The following is a 19,761-nucleotide window of genomic DNA, read 5'->3' on the forward strand; positions in this document are numbered from 1 at the left end:
CCCCAGAAATTTTGCACGAAACTGACGGACTTTCGCCAAAGCGGCCAAGGCCATTTTGCTGCGCCCACTGGGGGCTTGTTGCAGCAGGGTGATGGCCTGTTCAACCGAAATGGCCGCGCCCGTGTCTGGATCAAAATAGCGCGGATAGTCGATCAATGTGGCATGGGCGAGGCCCAGAACCGTTGGGCGTGCTGTGCGGCGCTCTGGCGTTGGGCCGAGGTCCGTGGTCAATCCCCAACCTGCGTAAAACGGCGCGCCTGTGCAGGTCACGGGGGTGTCACGCAAAAGCGCCTCAAACCCGATCAGGGACGTCATGGTCCAGACCTCATCGCAGGCATCAATCAGCGCAATCGGGTCGGCCTCAAGGGCGATCACATCTGCCAGCTCATCTGCGTTTGGCACTTTGCCACGGCGCAGGCCTGCTTCCACATCGGGGTGTGGTTTAAAGACGATCACAGCCGACGGGTTTGCGTCGCGCGCGGCCTTGAGCAAGGCGTGGTTGGTTTGAATGTCGCCCGCGCCAAGTTTGATCGAGGCGTCATCTTCGACCTGTCCCGCGACCAGAATTTTATGGCCCGCAGGCAACTCTGGATGGCCTTTGCCCACATTGTATTTGCTCAGCTTGGCCGCGTTCAGGCGGGTCAAAAGGTGGCTGATACGGGTTTCGGCGTGATCCGGCAACGCAGCGCGCTGGGTGATCAACTGTTCCAAGTCCGACGGGCGTGTTGGGTCAAAATAGATGCCAAGGCCGTCGCAGATCAACGACAGGGGGCGTACCAAGGCAGCGCCCAGTCCCCGAGAGCGCAAGAAGCCGTCTTCGACGCGTATGTCTGCCTGCGCCGTTGCGCCCCATGCCATGTGCACGCGGCCTTGAGCCTTTTGTGTTTTGATGGCATCGGCATCATTGGTGAAGCGCAGCGCGGTCTGGCCGAAATAGCGCTGCATATGCGGCCGTTTCCAGCGCAGCATGTTGGAGGCAACGTAGCCGTCAGCATCTTCAAGAGCGGCACGTTTGCGCGCCTCGGCCAAGGATAGAATGTCTTCGACGGCACAGAGCGATTTTGTCTGCGGGTCGAACCATTGACAGTAATGCACCAAAGCGCCCGCGATCAGCATTTCTGGCGTGAGGGGCCGCGTGCGGCGCGCAATTGGATTTTGGTCTTGGGTCAGCCCCCAGCCTGCATACCACGGCTGGCTAAAAGTAACGGGGGTGTGGCCTGCGACGATGGCCTCGAACCCCAAAGGGGACGACTGGGTGTAAACGGCGGTGGCGCGTTCAAACAATATCCAAGGGTTTGCGGGGCCGTGCAACAGTTGCACAGGAGGCGTGATGTCCAATTCTTTGATTTGATTTTGCACCGCATCTTCGGCCAAAGCGCTTGGCGCATAGATCAAAATATTGGTGTTCGGGTGATCGCTTTGGGCGCGCAGGATCATGGCGCGCAAAGTGTCTAACGTTTGGTCGTGGCCAGTGCCATCGTCCTTGGGGTCCAAGATCAAAACGAAGGGCGCATCTGGATGCGCGGCTTTGGCGCTTTGAACCGGATCTGTACACAGTTGCAGCGCGCAAAGTCGCTGTCGCAACGCATGGGCGCGGGTCAGTGTTTGGGCATCGTCCAAGTCAAATGTGGACAATATGGTCTCAAGATCGGTCGGCTGCGCGGCATCGTTCAGGGGGCCGCGTGTATCAATCGCAAGGCCCAGCGGGGCAGGGCGGATGTTTTGCGGGCAGGGCTGATCGGGCAGAAACGCAGCGCCGATCCACGCCGCTTTTGCCTCTTGCCATGGGTGCGTCGCCTCGACCGCGAGGGCATCATCCAATTGCGGCGTTTTGCGGTGAGGCGCCCAGCCTGCAGCTTTCAAGACCTGTTTGATCTTAGGAATGCGCGCGATTTTGGGGTTAGAAAGCAAAATCCGCCCAGGCACAAAGGCTTGGGCGGATGTATTCGGCACATCTTGGTGCATTGGTTTAGTTTGAACTCAAGCTGTTCAAGCTGCCAGCGGTGCTGAGCGTGCCTGTCAAAGCATTGAGTGTTTTCGTCCACTGAACGAATGGTGCTTCTGTGACGTAGACGGTATCGCCATCGCGAACCAAGAAGTCGCGTGCCACAAACAGACCATTGGGTTCGGTCAGGTTCATCACATAGACCAGACGTTGGGAGCCGTGGATGTCTTTGCGGCCCAAAACGCGTCGTGCGACGGCTTCTGATTCATCACGCAAGATAAACAGGCCGGTCGGATCGGCGGATGAGGACTGCAAGCCGCCCACTTGTGCGAGGGCTTCAATCGCGGTCAGGTCGCGGACTGTGAACGGAATAAGTTTTTGCGATCCGGTTGAGCCAAGTGCTGTGTAGGCGCGTCTGTCGGCTTCGACCAAAATGCGGTCACCGTCGCGCAGAGCGATATCGTTGCGCGGATCACCGAAGATATCGTCGAACCACACGGTGCCAGATTGCCCGCCGCGGATCACCTTAACTTGTGCCAGTGAGGAATCGACGGAGGTGCCACCCGCGTTGGACAGCATCGCAGCAAGTGTACGGGTTGGGCGTTCGATTTGGTAAACGCCTTGGCCGCCAATCTTACCGGCGATTGAAACGGTCGCCCCGTTGCCGGCTTGACGCATGACCAAAACTTGTGGGTCTGGGGTTTGCTCATCGAGTTTTTCAGTGATGATACGGCGAATGGCTTCAGGGCTATTGCCTGCGGCTTTGATCCGGCCTGCATAAGGAACAAAAATGAAGCCCGCGCCGTCGACTTGCACAGAATTCAGTGTTGTCGCGCCGATGCCGCTTGAGGACAAAAGGCCGTCATCAACGTTTTCCCAAATGGTCAAAGATAGAACATCGCCTGGCTGAATGGTGTCTGATCCAATTTTACCTTGGCTGATAAAGCTTTCGGGGAAGCCGAATGTGGGGTTCTTGCCCAAATTGCCATTCACTTGGTCCGTCACAGCAACGACGTAGGCGTCGCCCTTTTCGAGAACCGAGCCAGAAAAAATGTCACTTTTGTTTGGGCCCGAGCGTGGCAATCCACAGGCTGCAAGGCTTGCCGCAAAGCACAGCATTGCTGTGGTGCGTAGTGTACGCGATTTAATAAAATTCACTGCTCGGTCTCCTCTGAGCCTCAATACTCGAATGCGCTATTACGCTTAAAAACATCAATATTGGGTTTTCAGCCGAAAATCTACTGATACAGGGCGTATCTAAGCGCTCTGACTGCAATAATATTTCTGCCTGCTGCATAAATGTAGCAGACGACGCGCAATGCCGTGTGGAAAATGTGCTATTTGACGTTTTGCATGGGCAGGCGTGGTGGCGCATGGCCGGACATCAATGCCTCATAAGGGGCTTCGGGCGCGAGCATCATGTCAACCACGAGGCGCAGCAACTGTCTGCGACCCGCTGATGAATAAAAACCACCTGGGATTTGGCTGGTTTCCAAAAGGAACTGGCGGTAAATCCCATAGGCTTTTTTGTCTGGTCGCGCGGCTTGGCGGAAAAAATCTGCCAAGGGTTGGCGCGATACAAATTCGGGTTTGTCATAAACGGCCGAGCCAAAAACTTTGATCGGAAGGCCGCGCCACAGGACCTGCTGGCCTGAAGTTGAGTTCACGGTCACGGCTGAGCGCGCAAAGTTGAGCAATTGTGCCAGTTTCCCGCCCTGCACGTAGTGAACCCTGTGCTGAACGCCGTGGGCCTTGGCTGTACGTCTCACATCCACTTTGAGGTTGCGCAAATTGGTTTCAAGAGGGTGCGCCTTGAACACCAAATGGTGGTGCGGTGGCGCCCCTTCTGCGAACCCTTCCACAACGTCGTGGATGAATTCTGGCATCGTGTTGTAGGGCGAATGCATTTGCACGCTTGAATCGTGTTCCAGCTGCAAGAGGGCGATGTGAAATGGGAAGCCGCCGTTTTGAATTTTACGCGTAGAAATCGTTCGACGAATGAAATGCTCAGGCATCAAGAAGAGGCGGCGGAAGTAGAGATAGAATTCTTGGATCACCGAAAGATTGCGATGCCTACGAAAGTGTTTGAAGGCGCCGTTTCGGAACATCACAAACCAATGGTAAAGCGCACCATAGAAAATATGGTGTTTCATGTCGCCCCAGTGTGCAGGCGATTCAATGTTGTCACGGTCGGTTTTCGCCAGCGCTTTGCGCATGTCTTCGACGGTCAGACCCATAAGGGCAGAGTTGCCGTTTGATCCGCCGCGTTCATAGGTGCACCAAAAGGGGCGCAGATAGCCTTCTTCAAAGATATGAATGGTGATCCCAAGCGCCTTCGCCCGTTCAATCGCCATGGAGTGCATTGGGCGTGTGTCCCCGTAAAGGACCAAATCCGTCACGCCTTTTTCGGCAACCAAGTCTACGAAGGTTTCGGGCCAGTCGTCTGGCTTTCTGGTGAAGGGGATGAAGCTTTGTCGTGACAACCAAAAGGCGCGGTCGCCGGCGTTAAAACCGACGCGCCACGTTTCGCAGCCTGCTGCGCGCAGCATTTTCCCAAGCTTCCAGAAAAATGGACCATGTGGTCCCTGGAGCAAAAGAAATACGCGTGGAGCAACGGAGTTTTTGATCATAGACACGTGATAATGCTTAACATCTAAAAGTCTGTAACCAATTCCTGTGATCGCTAAAAATTGAACGACTATGTGACCTTGCGGAAACAACTTTATCCCATATCAATAGGTTACACGTGATATTTAGCAACCATGGGTTGCATTACTTGGGCTTGAAAGCGCGTCTGCGCAAGAGTAGGTCTGTGACACAGCCATTGACGGAGAAATATATGTTTACAGGCATCATCACAGACATCGGGCAAGTGCTCGATTTGAAAAAAGAGGGTGATTTGCGGGCCCGTATTGGCTGTGCTTACGATGTGGATGGCATCGACATTGGCGCATCTATTGCCTGCAACGGCGTGTGCTTGACTGTCATCGCGCTGGGAACAGAGCCGCAAAATTGGTTCGATTTACAGATTTCGGCTGAAAGCGTGGATTTGACCAACATCGGCGATTGGGCTGTTGGCACGCCGCTGAACTTGGAACGTGCGCTCAAATTGGGCGATGAATTGGGCGGACATATCGTGTCTGGTCACGTCGATGGCGTCGCGGATTTGATCGACATGAAAGACGAGGGCGACAGCACGCGCCTGACATTCCGCGCCCCTGAGGCGTTGGCAAAATTCATCGCCCCCAAAGGGTCGGTGGCATTGAACGGCACGTCTTTGACGGTGAATGAGGTCAATGGCTGCGATTTTGGCATCAACGTCATCCCGCACACGCAAGAGGTCACGATCTGGGGCAAGGCAAAAGTGGGCGATCGGATCAATCTCGAGATCGACACCGTGGCGCGCTACGTGGCGCGTTTGCAAGATTGGAACACATAATGGCCGACGCTGCGCCGTATATTTTGGACCTGCCCAGCTTTGACGATCCTGTGAAACTCTTGGTGGTTGTGGCGCCGTATTTTAAAGACATCGCGGATGAGCTTTTGTCTGGGGCGCAAGCGACATTGAACGACGTCGGCGTGGCCTTTGATGTGATCGAAGTGCCCAGCGTGGCCGAGGTGCCAACAGCGATTGCAATCGCGGATCGCATGTCGAATTTCGACGGCTATGTGGCGCTTGGATGTCTCGTGCGCGGGGAAACGGCGCTGTTTGATACGGCGTCACATGATTCGTCGCATGCGTTGCAAATGATGGGCCTGTCTGGTCTGTGTATTGGCAATGGAATCCTTGCTGTAGAGGCAAAATCGCAGGCAGAAGCCCGCGCAGAGGCAAAAGGGCGTAATAAAGGCGGTGAAGCGGCCGCTGCGGCCTTGCATCTTGTCGCGCTTTCCCGCAAATGGGCTCGTCCGAGCAAGGGCGTTGGCTTTCACACTGACGCGATCCGCCTTGCAGGCAAAGAAACAGGACCGAATATCGCATGACCGAAGATCACTCACACCTGAAGCCGCCGTCAAAACGCGACATGAGATCCGCCGCACGCCTTTACGCTGTGCAGGCCCTGTTTCAGATGGAAGCCTCGGACATGACCGTGGACAAAGTGCGTCGCCAATTTTACGACCACTTCTTTGGCATTGAGACCGAAGAAGAGGGGCTGTTCATCGACGGCGATTCCGATCTGTTCCACGAGATCACCGAATTGGCTGTGAACGATCAGGTGAAAATCGACCAAATGACCGACAGAGGCCTGGTGGCGAAATGGCCAATCGGGCGCATCGACAGCACCATGCGTGCGCTGTTCCGCGCGGCTGGTGGTGAGCTGTTGTCAGGTCGCACGCCGCCGAAAGTTGTGATCACTGAGTTCGTAGATGTTGCCAAAAGCTTTTACCCAGAGGGCAAAGAAGCCAAATTCGTGAATGCGGTTTTGGATCACATGGCCCGCGAAGTGCGCCCTGAAGCCTTTAAGGCGTAAGGCGCACGAGCCAATCAAACATGCTGAAGTGCGGTGTGCGCCTTTAAGGCGTAAGGCGCACAAGCCAAGCAAACGTGCTGAAGTGCGTGTGTGTGCCTTTGAGGCGTAAGGCGCGTAGCGTTCCCCATCACTGGTCAGATTGAGCGTGCACATTTGTGCATGTAGCTTCCGCGCGCGCTGACAGGCCTCGCGGTCTCAGTGTTGTTTATGATCATGATCGAACCAAGCGGCGGAGGCTGCCGGTCGTCGCTTAGATGTTCAAAGCAAATGCCCGACGGCAGATATTTTGAGCGTGTCCTGCGGTAGAATTTTGCGCAAAATCCACCGAATACAGGGGTGATGGGCCGTATTGAGAACTTCAATACCAACAAGTTGGTAGAGGTCGATTAATTAAGCCTTTGAATTGTAACGATTTTGTTAACGGATTGATTGAAAGAATATTACCGATAGAAAACATTAATTATACGAATATGTCTGGACGGCTGTGTTCGCCTGAACTTAGGGAGGACACTATGAACAAATTTATGACAACCTGTGCATTCGTTGCACTTATCGCACCTGCAGCGGCAGTTGCTGATGTAAAAACAGGTGGCGAAGTTTATCTTGGCTACGGCAACCAAGGCTACCACGGCGACGGTATGCTGGGCGAGATCAGCACTTATGTGATGGGCGATCACACACTCGACAACGGCTATGTCTTGGAATTTAAAGCCCAAGCAACACTGCGTACTGACCAAGATATGATCGGTGGTTTGAATGACGACAACATCGACCTAAGCCTGTCATTGGACATGCAATCGGCTGGTAAACTGTCTTTCACAACCTTCAACGAGGGTGGCTACCCATGGGCGACGGGCGACGTTAAAGACCGCGGCACATATGCTGTGTTCCCGACTGTGCGCAAAGCCTACCAAGAGGTGTTTGATTCAACCACAGTTAACGGTGTCGCGACCGATCGTGAAATGATGTTCAAATACGAGAACCGCTTTGGCAAGCTCGGCGTTGAATTGATCACAGATCCAACACGCACATTTGGCTCATCCACAAACCTTGATGACGATGAAATGCCAACATCTGAAATCGAACTCACCTTGCCAACCGATTTCGGCATCTACAGCATTGAAGCCAACGACATCAAAGATGTCCGCGCGCAAGTTGTATACCCAATTCGCAAAGCTGGCGTGACTTTGATCGCAAGCCACGAATTGCACGGTGAATCAGATCGCACACGCACACGTATGACTGCGATTTACCGCGCGAAAAACATGGGCGTCTTCAAAGGTGTGTTCTTGACGCACGGGTTTGATCAAGACAGCAATTCCAAAACAGTCTTTAACACCAACTGGGGTGGCGAAAACTGGAACGCGAAAATCGCAACAGACTCTGATGGCGATTACGCAATCGAAGCGGGCTACGACATCTCGGACAATTTGAGCCTCTTGGCGGGTTACGACAGCGGCGTCACCAACCCAGGTGGCCCAAACAGCACCGGTCACGATCCTGCGAACCCCATCGCGCCTGCATTTGCAGCAGCACGTGATGCAGCCTTTGAAATCGGTCTGAAGCTGACGTTCTAAGCTTAGGTTTCAAACTGACGATGGGCCGATCTTCTCGTGGGGATCGGCCCTTTTTTGTGCGCGACACGCGCCGCGCCAACGTTGTGTCCTTAGCGCGCATCTGTTTGACACTGTCGTTTGAAAAGAAAGGGAAAGTGGCGGGGGACCGCAGCAGTCGTAGCAACGCATTTGCTCCCGAGGACCTGATATTTCAGGTGGGCGCCAGGTAACAAAGCCAGGGCTATGACAGAGCCAGCTCCCGTTCGGTTGCTTAAGGCCACTGGAGTCTAGCGTCCATATGTACAAAACTAAGCAGATCCCGCCGAGACCACACCTAAGCCTTGCAACCGCTCACGGCAAGGGGGTGCAGATCAGATTATGAAATACGTTCAAAATTGTCAGGCTCGGCTCGGGCGCGTCACCGCGTTCCATGTGCCATGACAATGACAAAGCTGCATGCGCAAAGCCAAACTGCAAAATGCGGGCCTCGTCCAAACTGGCGATACGCGCAAACAGCTGCGCCATGGCGACAATGCGCGTAGGGGCTTTGATCTCTGCCTCCATACCATCGGGATTTTTCAATGCATTGGCGAATTCGTAACACGGATCGCCATTCACGCCCTTGGGATCAATTGCACACCACCCGTTTGCGCCTTGCAAAATGTTGTCGTGATGTAGGTCGGCGTGCAGCAGACGGGACTCTGTCGTGCTGTCCAAAAGTCTTGGCCAGAGCGCTTGCGCGCGTGAAAACGCATCGCGGTAGGGGGCAGGTACATCCGCGACTTTGGCACGCGTCAAAGCCATGCCATAGGTGCGCAGATCGTCAAACGCAGGCTGTGGTGGGCCGGACAAGGTTAGGGCGACGTCGGCCAATAGAGCAGCAGATTCAAGATCTTGTCCGCCGCGTGCCATATCGCCCAGCGACGGTCCCGGCAGCCAATCCAAAAGCATGGCGTGATCTGACAGCCCCAACAGCTTGACCGCGCCTTTGCCATCCCAAAGGCGCAAGGCTTCGGCCCCTTCCAGTTCGCGCGCATCCAAACCTTCAGGCGTCAGAACCTTCAGCACTGCTGGCCCATGTCGGGTATCCACGCGCCACAAATGTGCGCGTGGCGTCTGGGTCAGCGGCGTCGGGTTCGTCGCGCCAAAGCGGGTCAAATGCGGGGTAACGTCCATCGCGCCAATCTATGCTTTGGGCATGGAATGGCAAGAGGGGGGCTTAGGCGTCGAGCGCGCTCAGCGCCGCGCGCAATTCTGCGATGTGGCCGTCCCAACCTTTGTCGAGCGCCAGCGTCAAACCTGTGGCTTCAGCCCCGCGTGGCAGGCCGGAGTGCACGAGTGACAGGCGGGTGATGTTTTCGACTTCTTTGAGCGTCCAGATCACTTTGGAGCGCACGCCATCCATCTGGGCGATGGAAAAGGTGTATTCCAAACGATCGTAAGGTGTCGCATCGCGCACGCGGCCCCATGCCAATTTTTCGCCGCTCTCACGCCCGAACAACTCATAGGGTTCGCCTTGGGTGAGTTCGACTTTGGGCGCATGAAACCATGCTTTGATCAGTTCAGGCTTGGTCAAATGATCCCAAATCTCAACGCGTGAGTTTTTGAGGTAGATGGATTTGCGAAGTGTATTGTCGGTCATTGAACTGGCCCTTTTCGGTGGCATGAATGAGATCCGTGAAGCGCGCGCCCAAAGACCGTTTGTCGTGGTCATGGGCGCATCTGCGTGCGGGGTCAAGGTGCCATCATCGGAGTGCGACGCGTGAAATCGGGCAGGGGGTTGAGTTTTGTTTCCGTTTTGTTCACAATTGCGGTATGGCCAATTCTGCACCAAAGACCCCAGATCCCTTCGCAGCCAACGCCCAAGCGGGCCAGCTTTTGGCGCGGGGCGTTTGTCGGCATTTGCAAAGCTATGACTTCGCCTGTTTGGAAGAATTCGTGCCCAAACGCGGGTTGCGTGTCGATGTGATGGCCGTGGGGCCAAAGGGCGAAATATGGATCGTGGAATGCAAATCGAGCCGCGCGGATTTTGCATCTGATTCCAAATGGCAGGGCTATTTGGAATGGTGCGACCGCTATTTTTGGGCGGTGGATACCGATTTTCCCGTCGACATTTTGCCCGACGACACAGGGTTGATCATTGCCGATGCCTACGGGGCCGAGATGCTGCGCGATGCGCCCGAGACCAAGTTGAATGCGGCGCGGCGCAAGGCGATTCACCTGAAATTTGCCCGTGATGCGGCGCGGCGGCTGCAAAGCTATCGCGATCCGTCAGTGGCACGGCAGTTCGCGCCGCACTAATGCGACGCAGGTAAGGCTGATTATTTCGCCAATGTGCGCGCTTGCGCGGCCGCTGCGCGAATTTCTTCGGCGATTTCCTCGGCTTCTTCAGGGTCGAAATCCATAGGAATTTCAAGACCTTCGCCTTCGATGTAGATGCGCACCATGCCAAGCGTGGTTGGGCCGATCTGGATGTTGGCCTCGATGTCGCTTTCTTTATTGATGCTCATGCTGTCGCTCCTTTGGATTGCTGTTTGAAATAAGGCCAAATTCGACGCTGTGCAAGGGCAGGGTTTGCGGCCGCGCCTGCGGCTCAGAAACTTGGGTCAAAACGAGATGTCTTTGGTGGGTCATTTCAGGTGGATAAAAAAATCGACAAATACCGCAATCTTACTCTTGCATTCACCCCGCGCGTTCCGTAAATCACCCCAACGTGCCGCCTTAGCTCAGTTGGTTAGAGCGCCTGATTGTGGATCAGGAGGTCCCTGGTTCGAGACCAGGAGGTGGTACCACTCCCCCCCCAACACACGTATTGATGACAGATGCCAGAGTGCCGCTCAGGTTGTCTTGGCTTCCATGCTGAACTGTTCGCATCAGAACGACTGGGGCAGAATGCGCGAAGAGCGTTCTTAGCGGGCTGTTTTTCTTAGGCGCCACATGGCTTAACCACAGTCGAAGACAGCAGCGCAGCGTGCAAGATATGCCGCGATCACGCGCAAGGATTGCTCAAACGTCGTTTAGAGCGCGCCATTCGACCTACATGTCCTAAATTGCACAACGGCTCAGCTCTATTCAATCTCCACCGTCTGACGCAAATCGCCACTCGCGGCATCAAAGATCAAAATCTCATTGTCTGTCGTGACAACTCCGACCCAATCCGCGCCGCGGGTGAAGTTTTGCGCCTGCGCCCCGTCGGGCAGGGTGATGTTTTCGGGGAAATCAAAGCCAATAGGCGTGCTCATTGATGGGAAACGGGTGACAAGCAGGCCGATCAGGAGTAGGAACCCCAAAATCATCACCACCAAGAGCGATGTCACAAGTCGGCGCATCAGCGTCAGCCCCGCCATTGCTTTTGGGTCAACATTTGCGTCCAAGCCCTTTGGGTCGCCCTGTACCGGATCAGTCATGTCTCTTAGCGCTCCACTTATCACCGTTGAATTTACCATCGCGGAAAATCCCCCTAACCGTCTTGATAAGGCGATTGCGCGGGATGTGCCAGCGGATGCGAACCTGTCACGGTCGCGTTTGGCGAAATTGATCGCGGAAGGGTCGGTTGTGGTCAATGGCAAACCTGCGCTCGACCAAAAGGCCAAGATCGCGGAAGGTGCCTCTGTGGTGATTACCGTTGAGCAACCGGTGGACAGTCATTTGGTGGCCGAAGATATTCCTTTGGACGTCATTTATGAGGACGACGATCTGATCGTGATCAACAAGCCTGTGGGCATGGTGGTGCATCCCGCACCAGGCTCGCCCTCTGGCACTTTGGTCAATGCATTGATGCATCATTGCGGTGACAGCCTGTCTGGCATTGGCGGCGAAAAGCGCCCCGGCATTGTGCACCGCATTGATAAAGACACGTCTGGCATTTTAGTCGTGGCCAAAAGCGATGTGGCGCATCAGGGTTTGGCGAAGCAATTCGAGAAACACACCGTTGAGCGCAAATACACGGCGCTGGTCTATGGCATGCCCGATGTGATGGATCCGCGTTTGCGCGGCGTGAAAGGCGTGAGCTTTGAAGGTTCGAACATTATGCGCATCACCACCATGTTGGGGCGTCACAAACATGATCGCCAAAAACAAGCGGTGTCTTTCACCGAAGGGCGTCATGCGATCACGCGGGCGCGGGTGTTGGAGCAATATGGCACGCCTGTGCAATTATCCTTGGTGGAGTGTTGGTTGGAAACCGGCCGCACGCACCAAATTCGGGTGCATATGACGCATGCGGGGCATGGGCTTGTGGGCGATCAAACCTATGGTGGTAAACGCAAGCTGTCGCATAAAGCGGGTATTTCTGATGGCAACCGTGCGAGCATTGCTGCGTTTTCGCGCCAAGCCTTGCATGCGGCCGTGTTGGGGTTTGTCCATCCTGTGACGGGTGAGGATATGCGTTTTGAGGCGCCTTTGCCGTCCGATATGGGTGATTTGATTGAGGCTTTGCGCTAATACGCACATCTACAAGATCATTTTGGTATAGATGTTACAATTGCGCACATTTGCGTGCGGTGGCATGATCTTTGTAGACCAGCGACGGAAACGGGTTCATCTTTCGTACAAAGATTAGATGACCGTGAGCGAAATTACTTTTTTGCAAGCGAGCCCTTGAACCGCCAGACCCTGAACCCTATTTGCATGTTAACGCTTGTTACATAGAGCGACCGACATGGGAGTGCCGATACATGAGCAATTACACAAATCTACCAGCCCCGAGCCCAGAACAAGGGCTCAACCGTTATATGCAAGAGATTCGTAAGTTCCCAATGTTGGAGCCCGAAGAAGAATACATGCTGGCCAAGCGCTGGGTTGACCACGAAGATTCCGGCGCCGCGCACAAGCTTGTCACCTCGCACCTGCGCTTGGCGGCTAAAATCGCCATGGGCTACCGTGGCTACGGTCTGCCGCAAGCCGAAGTCGTGTCTGAAGCCAATGTGGGCTTGATGCAGGCTGTGAAACGCTTTGATCCGGAAAAAGGCTTCCGCCTGTCGACTTATGCGATGTGGTGGATCCGTGCCTCGATCCAAGAATATGTTTTGCGCTCATGGAGCCTTGTGAAATTAGGGACGACGTCCGCGCAAAAGAAATTGTTCTTTAACCTGCGCAAAGCGAAAAACCGTATCGGTGCTTTGGAAGAGGGCGATTTGCGCCCCGAAAACGTCAAGCGTATCGCAACGGATTTGGGTGTGACTGAAGACGAAGTGATCTCAATGAACCGCCGAATGTCTGGCGGGGATGCTTCGTTGAATGCCACAGTTGGGTCCGAAGACGGTGGCACGGCGCAGTGGCAAGATTGGCTTGAAGACGAGAACATGGATCAGGCTGGCGACTATGAGGCCAAAGACGAGATGGAAAGCCGTCACGCGCTTTTGGTCGAAGCGATGTCTGTGTTGAACGATCGCGAGAAAGACATCCTGTCGCAACGCCGTTTGGAAGACAAACCTGTGACGCTTGAAGCGCTGTCCGAACAATACAGCGTGTCCCGCGAGCGCATTCGCCAAATCGAAGTGCGCGCGTTTGAAAAACTGCAAGAGCGGATGAAAGAGCTTGCTGTCGAAAGCGGCATTTTCGAAGACGCATAAGCGTTTGACGATCTTGATGACTTAAAAAGGGGTGGCCTGGCCATCCCTTTTTTTATGCGCGCGCGGGATCGCTTGTCGTGTTGCGCAAAGGGGCGGGTCTTGACGTGTGGGTTACAATAGTTGTAATATACACATATTATGAATTATGAACACATACCCCATCATTGGATCAACCGACTTGGCTTTGTCATTCGCAGGGACTTGGCCGCGTTGTTTCGCGCCTCGGGTCATCCTATCAGCGCAGAAGAATGGGCCGTCTTGTTGGTGTTGTGGCAACATGGCCCGCAAAGCCCCAGCGTTTTGGCTGAGATTACCATCAAGGACCGGACAACAATCACCCGATTGTTGGATGCTATGGTGCGCAAGTCTTTGGTTCAGCGTGATGAAGATCCAAAAGATCGGCGGCGCAGTGTTGTCCGTTTGACGCCGCGCGGCGCCGGATTGAAAGGCGATCTTGTGCCGCTGGCACGCGGCCTCATTGACCAGTCAATGGCGGGCATCCCGCCTGAAGATATCGCCGTCACGCTGCGCACATTGCAGGCCATGACACATAACCTTGTGCCGCACACCAGCGATCTTGAACGCGATCAATTGCCCCCAAAGGAGGGATCAAAATGATCGATTACAACTATGATACGTTTGCGACCGACGACTATGATTTTGAAAGCACGGTTGGTCCTCAGGTGGGCGATAAGGCGCCTGATTTCAAATTGACCACGACTGATGGAGCCCGCCGGTCCTTGCTTGATTTTGACGGTGATTTCTTGGTGTTGGAGATGGGCAGTATCACCTGTCCACTGTTTCAAAGTCGCCGTGGCATCATGGAACCGCTTGCGCATCATCCCCGTGCCAGCAGCGCGGTGCTCTATGTGCGTGAGGCGCATCCTGGTGCGGAGATTCAAAGCCACAAGAGTTTTGAAGACAAGGCCGCCTGTGCGACGCGGCTCAAAGAAGAAGACGGCGAAACGCGCACTGTGTTTGTCGATGGTTTTGACGGGCAGGCGCATACAGCCTACGGCAGCATGCCCAACGCTGTGTTTATCATCAACAAAAACGGCTGCGTTGTGTACCGCTCCGATTGGAACAATCCAAGCGCCACGCGCAAAGCGCTGGATGCACTGGTCGCGGGTCAAACCATAAAGGCCAAGCCGTATTTCCGTCCTGCGGTGCCATCCACCGTGCTGCACACTTTGGGACGGGCGGGCAAAGGGGCCAAGATTGATTTCTTCAAAGGTCTGCCGTTTTTGATCTGGACCAATATTGTAAAGCGTAATCTCAGATTGCTGTTCGGGCGGGCGCCAAAAGGATCGCACGATACGACCTGCTAGGCATGCGTAAGGTCTGCTAGGCATGCGTTTGGTCGTTTGATGCGGCAATACCCGCCACGCCCCTTGCGTTTTGGCCACGCTTTGCCATGATCACAGGCGTCATTCAGGGAGGGCACAGCATGACCAAACCAGTCCGTTGGGGCGTCTTGGGCGCCGCGAATTTTGCAAAACAGCATATGGCGCGGGCCATTCATGCCGCCGAAGGTGCGCAGTTGGTGGCATTGGCCACGTCAAACCCTTCGAAAGCGGAGGGGTTCCAAGCGTTTTGTCCCGAGCTTGAGATCGAAATCGACTATGACGCTTTGCTGGTGCGCGATGACATTGACGCTGTGTATATTCCGCTGCCCAATCACATTCACGTTGAATGGACGCTCAAGGCGCTGCGTGCGGGCAAACATGTGTTGACCGAAAAGCCGATTGCGATGACCGCCGATCAGATCGATGACCTGATTGCGATGCGCGACGAGACAGGGCTGCTGTGTGCAGAGGCCTATATGATCGTGCACCACCCGCAATGGGCGCGTGCCAAACAGCTGTTATCTGAAGGGGCAATTGGCAATTTGGTGCATGTGGACACTGTGTTTTCCTATGCCAATTCGGACATGAATAACATTCGCAACCGGCCTGAAACGGGCGGTGGGTCCATTCGCGACATCGGCGTTTATACCTATGGATCAGCGCGTTGGGCCACGGGGCAGGAACCGCGCGAGATCACCCATACCAACATTCACTATGAAAATGACGTGGATGTGTTTGCCGAAGTGAACGCGCAGTTTGAAACGTTTTCCTATCACGCCGTCACATCGATGCGGATGAGCCCTGCGCAAGAAATCCGCTTTCACGGCGACACAGGTGTGCTGACCTTGGAGACCCCCTTTAACGCCAATCTGTTTGGCCCAACGCGGTTGCATTTGGCGGATACTTCTAACAACGAGATGGTTGAACATTTCAGTGGGACCAACCACTATGTAAACCAAGTGGAAAACTTCAGTGCTGCCGTGCGTGCAGGGACTTCGGCGCATGCCGACTACCCTTGGACCTTGGAAAACGCGCGTGGCACACAAGAGATGATTGACCGCGTTTTTGCGACAGACAAAAGATAGAGCGACGCTCAAAGGAATGAACTATGGCCGACCCGCACGAGTTTGACGACGTGATGCCCGACCTTGAAAACATGACGCCGAAGATGCCTGAGAAGTTGGAAGAAAACCTCTTCCACCGGCTGTTCTTCATGATCTTGATTGCGATCATGATCAGCCTGTCCAAGACGCTTTTGACCTTGCTGACATTGTTGCAAGTGGTCTTCGTGCTGTTTGGTGGCTCCAAACCGAACACGCGCGTCGCAGAACTTGGCACCGATCTGGGCATCTGGATGGCGAAAGCGATCCGCTATCAAACCGCTGCTTCAGAGGTCAAACCTTGGCCTTGGACGGAGTTGGATTGATGAGTTCCCCCAAGACGTATGATGCGTCTTGTCACTGTGGCACTGTTAAATTCCGCGTGCATTTGAACGAAGGCTTGGACACTGCGCGCCGCTGTACCTGCTCGATCTGCGCCATGCGCGGCGCAGTGGCCGTGTCGGCAAATTTGGACGGGATCACCTTTTTGCAAGGTGAGGACGCGCTGACGCTGTATCAATTCAATACCAAAACGGCGAAGCATTACTTTTGCTCGAAATGCGGGATTTACACCCATCACCAACGGCGCTCCAACCCCAATGAGTTTGGGGTGAATGTTGCTTGCCTTGAAGGGGTGAGCCCCTTCGATTTCGCGGAAATTAAGGTCTTTGATGGGGTCAATAATCATCCCGCAGATGCCCCCGCAGGCGCACGTTTGGCTGGCATGCTGCGGTTTGAGAAAGACTGATCTGCCTGCGCTCTAATTGAAAAAAGCCCCACCAGTTTCGGCGGGGCTTTTTCTTGGTCTAATTACTCACTGCGCAGGTGGGGACGCTTAGTCCATCGCTTCCAATTCATCGATCATCGCGGAAATCATCGACAGGCCTTTGTCCCAGAATTTGGGGTCGGACGCATCAAGGCCGAAGGGGGCCAAGAGGTCTGAATGGTGCTTTGATCCGCCGGCTTTGAGCATGTCGAAGTATTTCTCTTCGAAGCCTTCGGGCGATTCCACATAGGCCGCATAGAGCGCATTCACCAAGCCATCGCCAAAGGCATAGGCGTATACGTAGAAGGGCGAGTGGACGAAATGCGGAATGTAGGACCAGAAGGTCTCGTAGCCGTCCATGAATTCAAACGCTGGCCCAAGGCTTTCGCCCTGCACGGACATCCACAGACCGTTGATGGTCTCAGCTGTGAGTTCGCCGCCTTTGCGTGCCTCATGCAGTTTGCATTCGAAGTCGTAAAACGCGATTTGGCGCACCAGCGTGTTGATCGAATCCTCGACTTTGCCCGCCAGCAGCACTTTGCGTTCGTTTTGATCTTTGGCGCCAGACAGCAGCTTTTGGAACGTCAGCATTTCACCAAAGACTGACGCGGTTTCGGCCAAGGTCAGCGGCGTGCTAGACAGCATTTCGCCTTGTTCAGCGGCCAGAACTTGGTGGACGCCGTGGCCCAATTCGTGGGCCAAAGTCATCACATCGCGCTGTTTGCCCAAGTAGTTGAGCATTACGTAGGGATGCGCGTCTGTCACGGTCGGGTGGGCGAAAGCACCGGGGGCTTTGCCCTCTTTCACGCCAGCGTCAATCCAACCTTTGGTAAAGAAGGGCTCGGCGATTTCGGCCATTTTCGGGTCAAATTCGGCGTAGGCCTCCATCACTGTGGCGCGCGCATCATCCCACTGGATGGCTTTGTCGTCTTCCAAAGGAAGCGGCGCGTTGCGGTCCCAGACCTGCAATTTATCAAGCCCGAGCCATTTGCGCTTTAAGTCATAGTAGCGGTGCGACAGCTTAGGGTAGGCGGCGACAACAGCGTCGCGCAGGGCCTCGACCACCTCGGCTTCAACATCGTTGGACAGGTGACGGCCCGTTTGCGGGGTCGGCATGCCGCGCCATTTGTCTTCGATATCGCCCATCTTGGCCAAAGTGTTGTGCACGCGGGTAAATGTCTTGAGGTTTTGCCCCAAAACATTCGCCACTTCGCGCGCGGCCGCTTCGCGTTTGTCGCGGTTTTGGTCAGACATCAATGTGGCGGCAGCCTCAAGGCCAAGCTCTTCGCCATCGACGGTGAATTTCAGATCTGCAACCGTTTCATCAAACAGCTTGTTCCACGCAGAAGCGCCGACGACGGACATGTCGTGCTCATAGCGTTCCAATTCGTCGGACAGCTGATAGGGGCGCATTTTGCGCATGCGTTCAAAAATAGGACGGTAGCGGGCGAGGTCTGCGTGTTGCAGCATCTCTTCCACGGTCTCATCAGGGATGCGGTTCACTTCGAGCGAGAAAAACACCAAAGGCGCTGTGAATGTGGTCAGCTTGTCTTGGATGTCGGAAAAGAACTTCGCGCGCTCGCCGTCAACCGTGTTTTGGTAGTACAGCAAGCCAGCAAAAGACCCCAAACGCCCCGCCACTTGGCTGATCCGCTCATTGCGCAGGATGCAATCATACATGCCTGCACCATCAAGACCCGCCAGCTTGCCTTCGAAATCGGATGCGAAAGCGGCGCAGGCCTCTTCCAGCCAATCCAGATCGCGCTTCACTTCGGGCGCGTCCACAGCCGGATAAAGATCGCTGAGATCCCAATCGGGCAAATCGCCAAAATCGCCAGTGGCTGATCCTGCGTCCGCATCAAACACACGGCTGTCAAAAGCGCGGGTGTCAAAGGCTTGGGGACCAAGGGCAGATGTGAAGCTGAAACGCATAAAGTTCTCCTAATTCCTATGGGGTATACTTAGGAATGCACGGAGGGGCTTTGCAACCCGTAGAGCGCATAGAAACGCACTGAAACGCGCTGAACCCCGCCCGACGCACCACAAAGTGAACACGCGCGGCAGGGATCATGGCATCGGGTTAGAGTTGCGCGTCGAAGAGCGCACAGCTGCGGTCATAAAACTCGGTACGCACCTCTGGCCGTTCCATAGGAAGCTCGTGCCGCGCATTGGGGATTTCGATCAGTTTGCCATTGGGCCAACGCGCCATACGGTCGCGCACGGCGTCTGTGTTGATGATCGTCTCATCGAGACCTATGAAACACACGATGGGCACGTCTGGGGAATCCAAAATGTTGAAATAAGCGGTTTCTGCGATCGCTTCACGGACCCAATGCGTGGACGGACCAGCAAGACCCATCTCGGGGTGTTCAGTCAATTGTTTGCGCATATAGGCGTACATGTCTGGGTCATTTGTAAGCGTGTTACCTTCAAACGGCTGCGTCATCACGTAGGTGTCGCTCGAGGTGCCAGGGGCATGGGTTTTGTCCAATCTGAGTAACACCAGAAGGGGGGCCAGAAACCTAAGCATCCCTTTTTGCTGCGACGTCAGACCAATGCCCCACATGGGGGCGGAAAACGCAGCTGCTTCAAAGGGCGCACCCTCATAGAGCGCGCGAAGGCCAATGCCCCCGCCCATAGAGTGGCCAATCATGAACCACGGTTTGGGCAATTCCAAATCCCGCGCCATGTTAAGCACAGCGGCAAGGTCCAACTGATAGTCTTCGAATTGTTCGACATGGCCGACTGCAGGGTTTTTCAACAACCGATCCGCAAGGCCTTGGCCACGCCAATCAATGGCAACGGTTGCATAACCGCGCTGGGCCAAATCCGCAGCACCCCGTCCATATTTTTCAACGCATTCAGAGCGACCCGACAGAATAAACACGGTGCCTTTCGCGTCGTCTTTGGGCCAGACCCCTGCACGGATGCGCACTGAATCTGCTGTGGTCAGCCAATAGGCCGCGCCGGTATCTGGACCGTCAGCCACATCTTTAAAAAACGGAG

Annotated in this window: 21 protein-coding genes and 1 tRNA gene; 13 read left to right on the forward strand and 9 right to left on the reverse strand. The window is 54.8% G+C overall.

Translation table 11 applies throughout. The features are described 5' to 3' along the window. The 3 genes from ABF287_RS12935 to ABF287_RS12945 all read right to left on the reverse strand — a co-directional run. The coding region (locus tag ABF287_RS12935) for a capsular polysaccharide biosynthesis protein (protein WP_347185420.1) at nt 1-1,953 on the reverse strand (1,953 nt) is incomplete at its 3' end. A 16-nt stretch (nt 1,954-1,969) separates the two neighbouring features. Beyond that, nucleotides 1,970-3,103, reverse strand: a complete 1,134-nt coding sequence (locus ABF287_RS12940) for a polysaccharide biosynthesis/export family protein (protein ID WP_347185421.1) — start codon at nt 3,101-3,103, stop codon at nt 1,970-1,972. Nucleotides 3,104-3,282: 179 nt separating this feature from the next. Further along, the gene (locus tag ABF287_RS12945) at nt 3,283-4,575 is read right to left on the reverse strand and encodes a capsular biosynthesis protein (protein ID WP_347185439.1); all 1,293 of its coding nucleotides are present in this window, start codon (nt 4,573-4,575) and stop codon (nt 3,283-3,285) included. Nucleotides 4,576-4,784: 209 nt separating this feature from the next. Between ABF287_RS12945 and ABF287_RS12950 the strand changes: the two genes are divergently transcribed. The 4 genes from ABF287_RS12950 to ABF287_RS12965 all read left to right on the forward strand — a co-directional run bounded on the left by ABF287_RS12950 (nt 4,785) and on the right by ABF287_RS12965 (nt 7,991). Continuing rightward, nucleotides 4,785-5,384, forward strand: coding sequence for a riboflavin synthase (locus ABF287_RS12950; RefSeq protein ID WP_347185422.1), 600 nt, complete (start codon nt 4,785-4,787; stop codon nt 5,382-5,384). Then, nucleotides 5,384-5,926 carry a 6,7-dimethyl-8-ribityllumazine synthase gene (locus ABF287_RS12955; RefSeq protein ID WP_347185423.1) on the forward strand — a complete coding sequence of 181 codons (543 nt, stop codon included), beginning with the start codon at nt 5,384-5,386 and terminating at the stop codon, nt 5,924-5,926. The genes ABF287_RS12950 and ABF287_RS12955 overlap by 1 nt, the downstream gene beginning before the upstream one ends. Continuing rightward, nucleotides 5,923-6,414, forward strand: coding sequence for a transcription antitermination factor NusB (nusB, locus tag ABF287_RS12960; protein ID WP_347185424.1), 492 nt, complete (start codon nt 5,923-5,925; stop codon nt 6,412-6,414). The genes ABF287_RS12955 and nusB overlap by 4 nt, the downstream gene beginning before the upstream one ends. A gap of 512 nt (nt 6,415-6,926) precedes the next feature. After that, the gene (locus ABF287_RS12965; RefSeq protein WP_347185425.1) at nt 6,927-7,991 is read left to right on the forward strand and encodes a hypothetical protein; all 1,065 of its coding nucleotides are present in this window, start codon (nt 6,927-6,929) and stop codon (nt 7,989-7,991) included. 330 nt (nt 7,992-8,321) lie between these two features. On the opposite strand, the gene ABF287_RS12970 is transcribed toward ABF287_RS12965, so the two are convergent. Both ABF287_RS12970 and ABF287_RS12975 read right to left on the reverse strand, forming a co-directional pair. Then, entirely contained in the window at nt 8,322-9,146 is an 825-nt protein-coding gene (locus ABF287_RS12970; protein ID WP_347185426.1) for an aminoglycoside phosphotransferase family protein, read from the reverse strand. Nucleotides 9,147-9,189: 43 nt separating this feature from the next. Then, the gene (locus tag ABF287_RS12975) at nt 9,190-9,612 is read right to left on the reverse strand and encodes an SRPBCC domain-containing protein (protein WP_347185427.1); all 423 of its coding nucleotides are present in this window, start codon (nt 9,610-9,612) and stop codon (nt 9,190-9,192) included. A gap of 173 nt (nt 9,613-9,785) precedes the next feature. Between ABF287_RS12975 and ABF287_RS12980 the strand changes: the two genes are divergently transcribed. Continuing rightward, nucleotides 9,786-10,271, forward strand: coding sequence for an MmcB family DNA repair protein (locus ABF287_RS12980; protein ID WP_347185440.1), 486 nt, complete (start codon nt 9,786-9,788; stop codon nt 10,269-10,271). A 20-nt stretch (nt 10,272-10,291) separates the two neighbouring features. Here the strand turns inward: ABF287_RS12980 and ABF287_RS12985 are convergent, their stop codons facing one another. Then, nucleotides 10,292-10,480 carry a DUF6324 family protein gene (locus ABF287_RS12985; protein WP_347185428.1) on the reverse strand — a complete coding sequence of 63 codons (189 nt, stop codon included), beginning with the start codon at nt 10,478-10,480 and terminating at the stop codon, nt 10,292-10,294. A 205-nt stretch (nt 10,481-10,685) separates the two neighbouring features. Here ABF287_RS12985 and ABF287_RS12990 point away from each other — a divergent pair. Then, nucleotides 10,686-10,762 (forward strand) — tRNA-His (locus tag ABF287_RS12990). Nucleotides 10,763-11,038: 276 nt separating this feature from the next. On the opposite strand, the gene ABF287_RS12995 is transcribed toward ABF287_RS12990, so the two are convergent. Next, nucleotides 11,039-11,377, reverse strand: a complete 339-nt coding sequence (locus ABF287_RS12995) for a DUF6476 family protein (protein ID WP_347185429.1) — start codon at nt 11,375-11,377, stop codon at nt 11,039-11,041. On the opposite strand from ABF287_RS12995, the gene ABF287_RS13000 reads away from it, so the two are divergent. The 7 genes from ABF287_RS13000 to ABF287_RS13030 all read left to right on the forward strand — a co-directional run bounded on the left by ABF287_RS13000 (nt 11,376) and on the right by ABF287_RS13030 (nt 16,737). Continuing rightward, nucleotides 11,376-12,413, forward strand: a complete 1,038-nt coding sequence (locus tag ABF287_RS13000) for an RluA family pseudouridine synthase (protein ID WP_347185430.1) — start codon at nt 11,376-11,378, stop codon at nt 12,411-12,413. The genes ABF287_RS12995 and ABF287_RS13000 overlap by 2 nt on opposite strands. Nucleotides 12,414-12,646: 233 nt before the next feature. After that, nucleotides 12,647-13,543, forward strand: coding sequence for an RNA polymerase sigma factor RpoH (gene rpoH / locus ABF287_RS13005; protein ID WP_347185431.1), 897 nt, complete (start codon nt 12,647-12,649; stop codon nt 13,541-13,543). A 138-nt stretch (nt 13,544-13,681) separates the two neighbouring features. Further along, entirely contained in the window at nt 13,682-14,161 is a 480-nt protein-coding gene (locus ABF287_RS13010) for a MarR family transcriptional regulator (RefSeq protein WP_347185432.1), read from the forward strand. After that, the gene (locus ABF287_RS13015) at nt 14,158-14,871 is read left to right on the forward strand and encodes a deiodinase-like protein (RefSeq protein ID WP_347185433.1); all 714 of its coding nucleotides are present in this window, start codon (nt 14,158-14,160) and stop codon (nt 14,869-14,871) included. The genes ABF287_RS13010 and ABF287_RS13015 overlap by 4 nt, the downstream gene beginning before the upstream one ends. A gap of 119 nt (nt 14,872-14,990) precedes the next feature. Then, nucleotides 14,991-15,974 carry a Gfo/Idh/MocA family oxidoreductase gene (locus ABF287_RS13020; RefSeq protein WP_347185434.1) on the forward strand — a complete coding sequence of 328 codons (984 nt, stop codon included), beginning with the start codon at nt 14,991-14,993 and terminating at the stop codon, nt 15,972-15,974. A 23-nt stretch (nt 15,975-15,997) separates the two neighbouring features. Continuing rightward, nucleotides 15,998-16,315, forward strand: coding sequence for a DUF4389 domain-containing protein (locus ABF287_RS13025; protein WP_347185435.1), 318 nt, complete (start codon nt 15,998-16,000; stop codon nt 16,313-16,315). Beyond that, nucleotides 16,315-16,737, forward strand: a complete 423-nt coding sequence (locus ABF287_RS13030; protein WP_347185436.1) for a GFA family protein — start codon at nt 16,315-16,317, stop codon at nt 16,735-16,737. Before ABF287_RS13025 ends, ABF287_RS13030 begins: the two co-directional genes overlap by 1 nt. 87 nt (nt 16,738-16,824) lie before the next feature. Here ABF287_RS13030 and ABF287_RS13035 read toward each other — a convergent pair whose 3' ends face one another. Together ABF287_RS13035 and ABF287_RS13040 are read right to left on the reverse strand one after the other, a co-directional pair. Further along, complete coding sequence (locus tag ABF287_RS13035) at nt 16,825-18,687, reverse strand: M3 family oligoendopeptidase (RefSeq protein ID WP_347185437.1); 1,863 nt, start codon at nt 18,685-18,687, stop codon at nt 16,825-16,827. Nucleotides 18,688-18,835: 148 nt separating this feature from the next. Beyond that, nucleotides 18,836-19,761, reverse strand: a 926-nt coding sequence (locus tag ABF287_RS13040; RefSeq protein WP_347185438.1) for an alpha/beta hydrolase, incomplete at its 5' end; no start/stop codon positions are given.

It is taken from the genome of Pacificibacter sp. (assembly GCF_039769035.1).
In the GTDB taxonomy this organism is placed as follows: domain Bacteria; phylum Pseudomonadota; class Alphaproteobacteria; order Rhodobacterales; family Rhodobacteraceae; genus Celeribacter.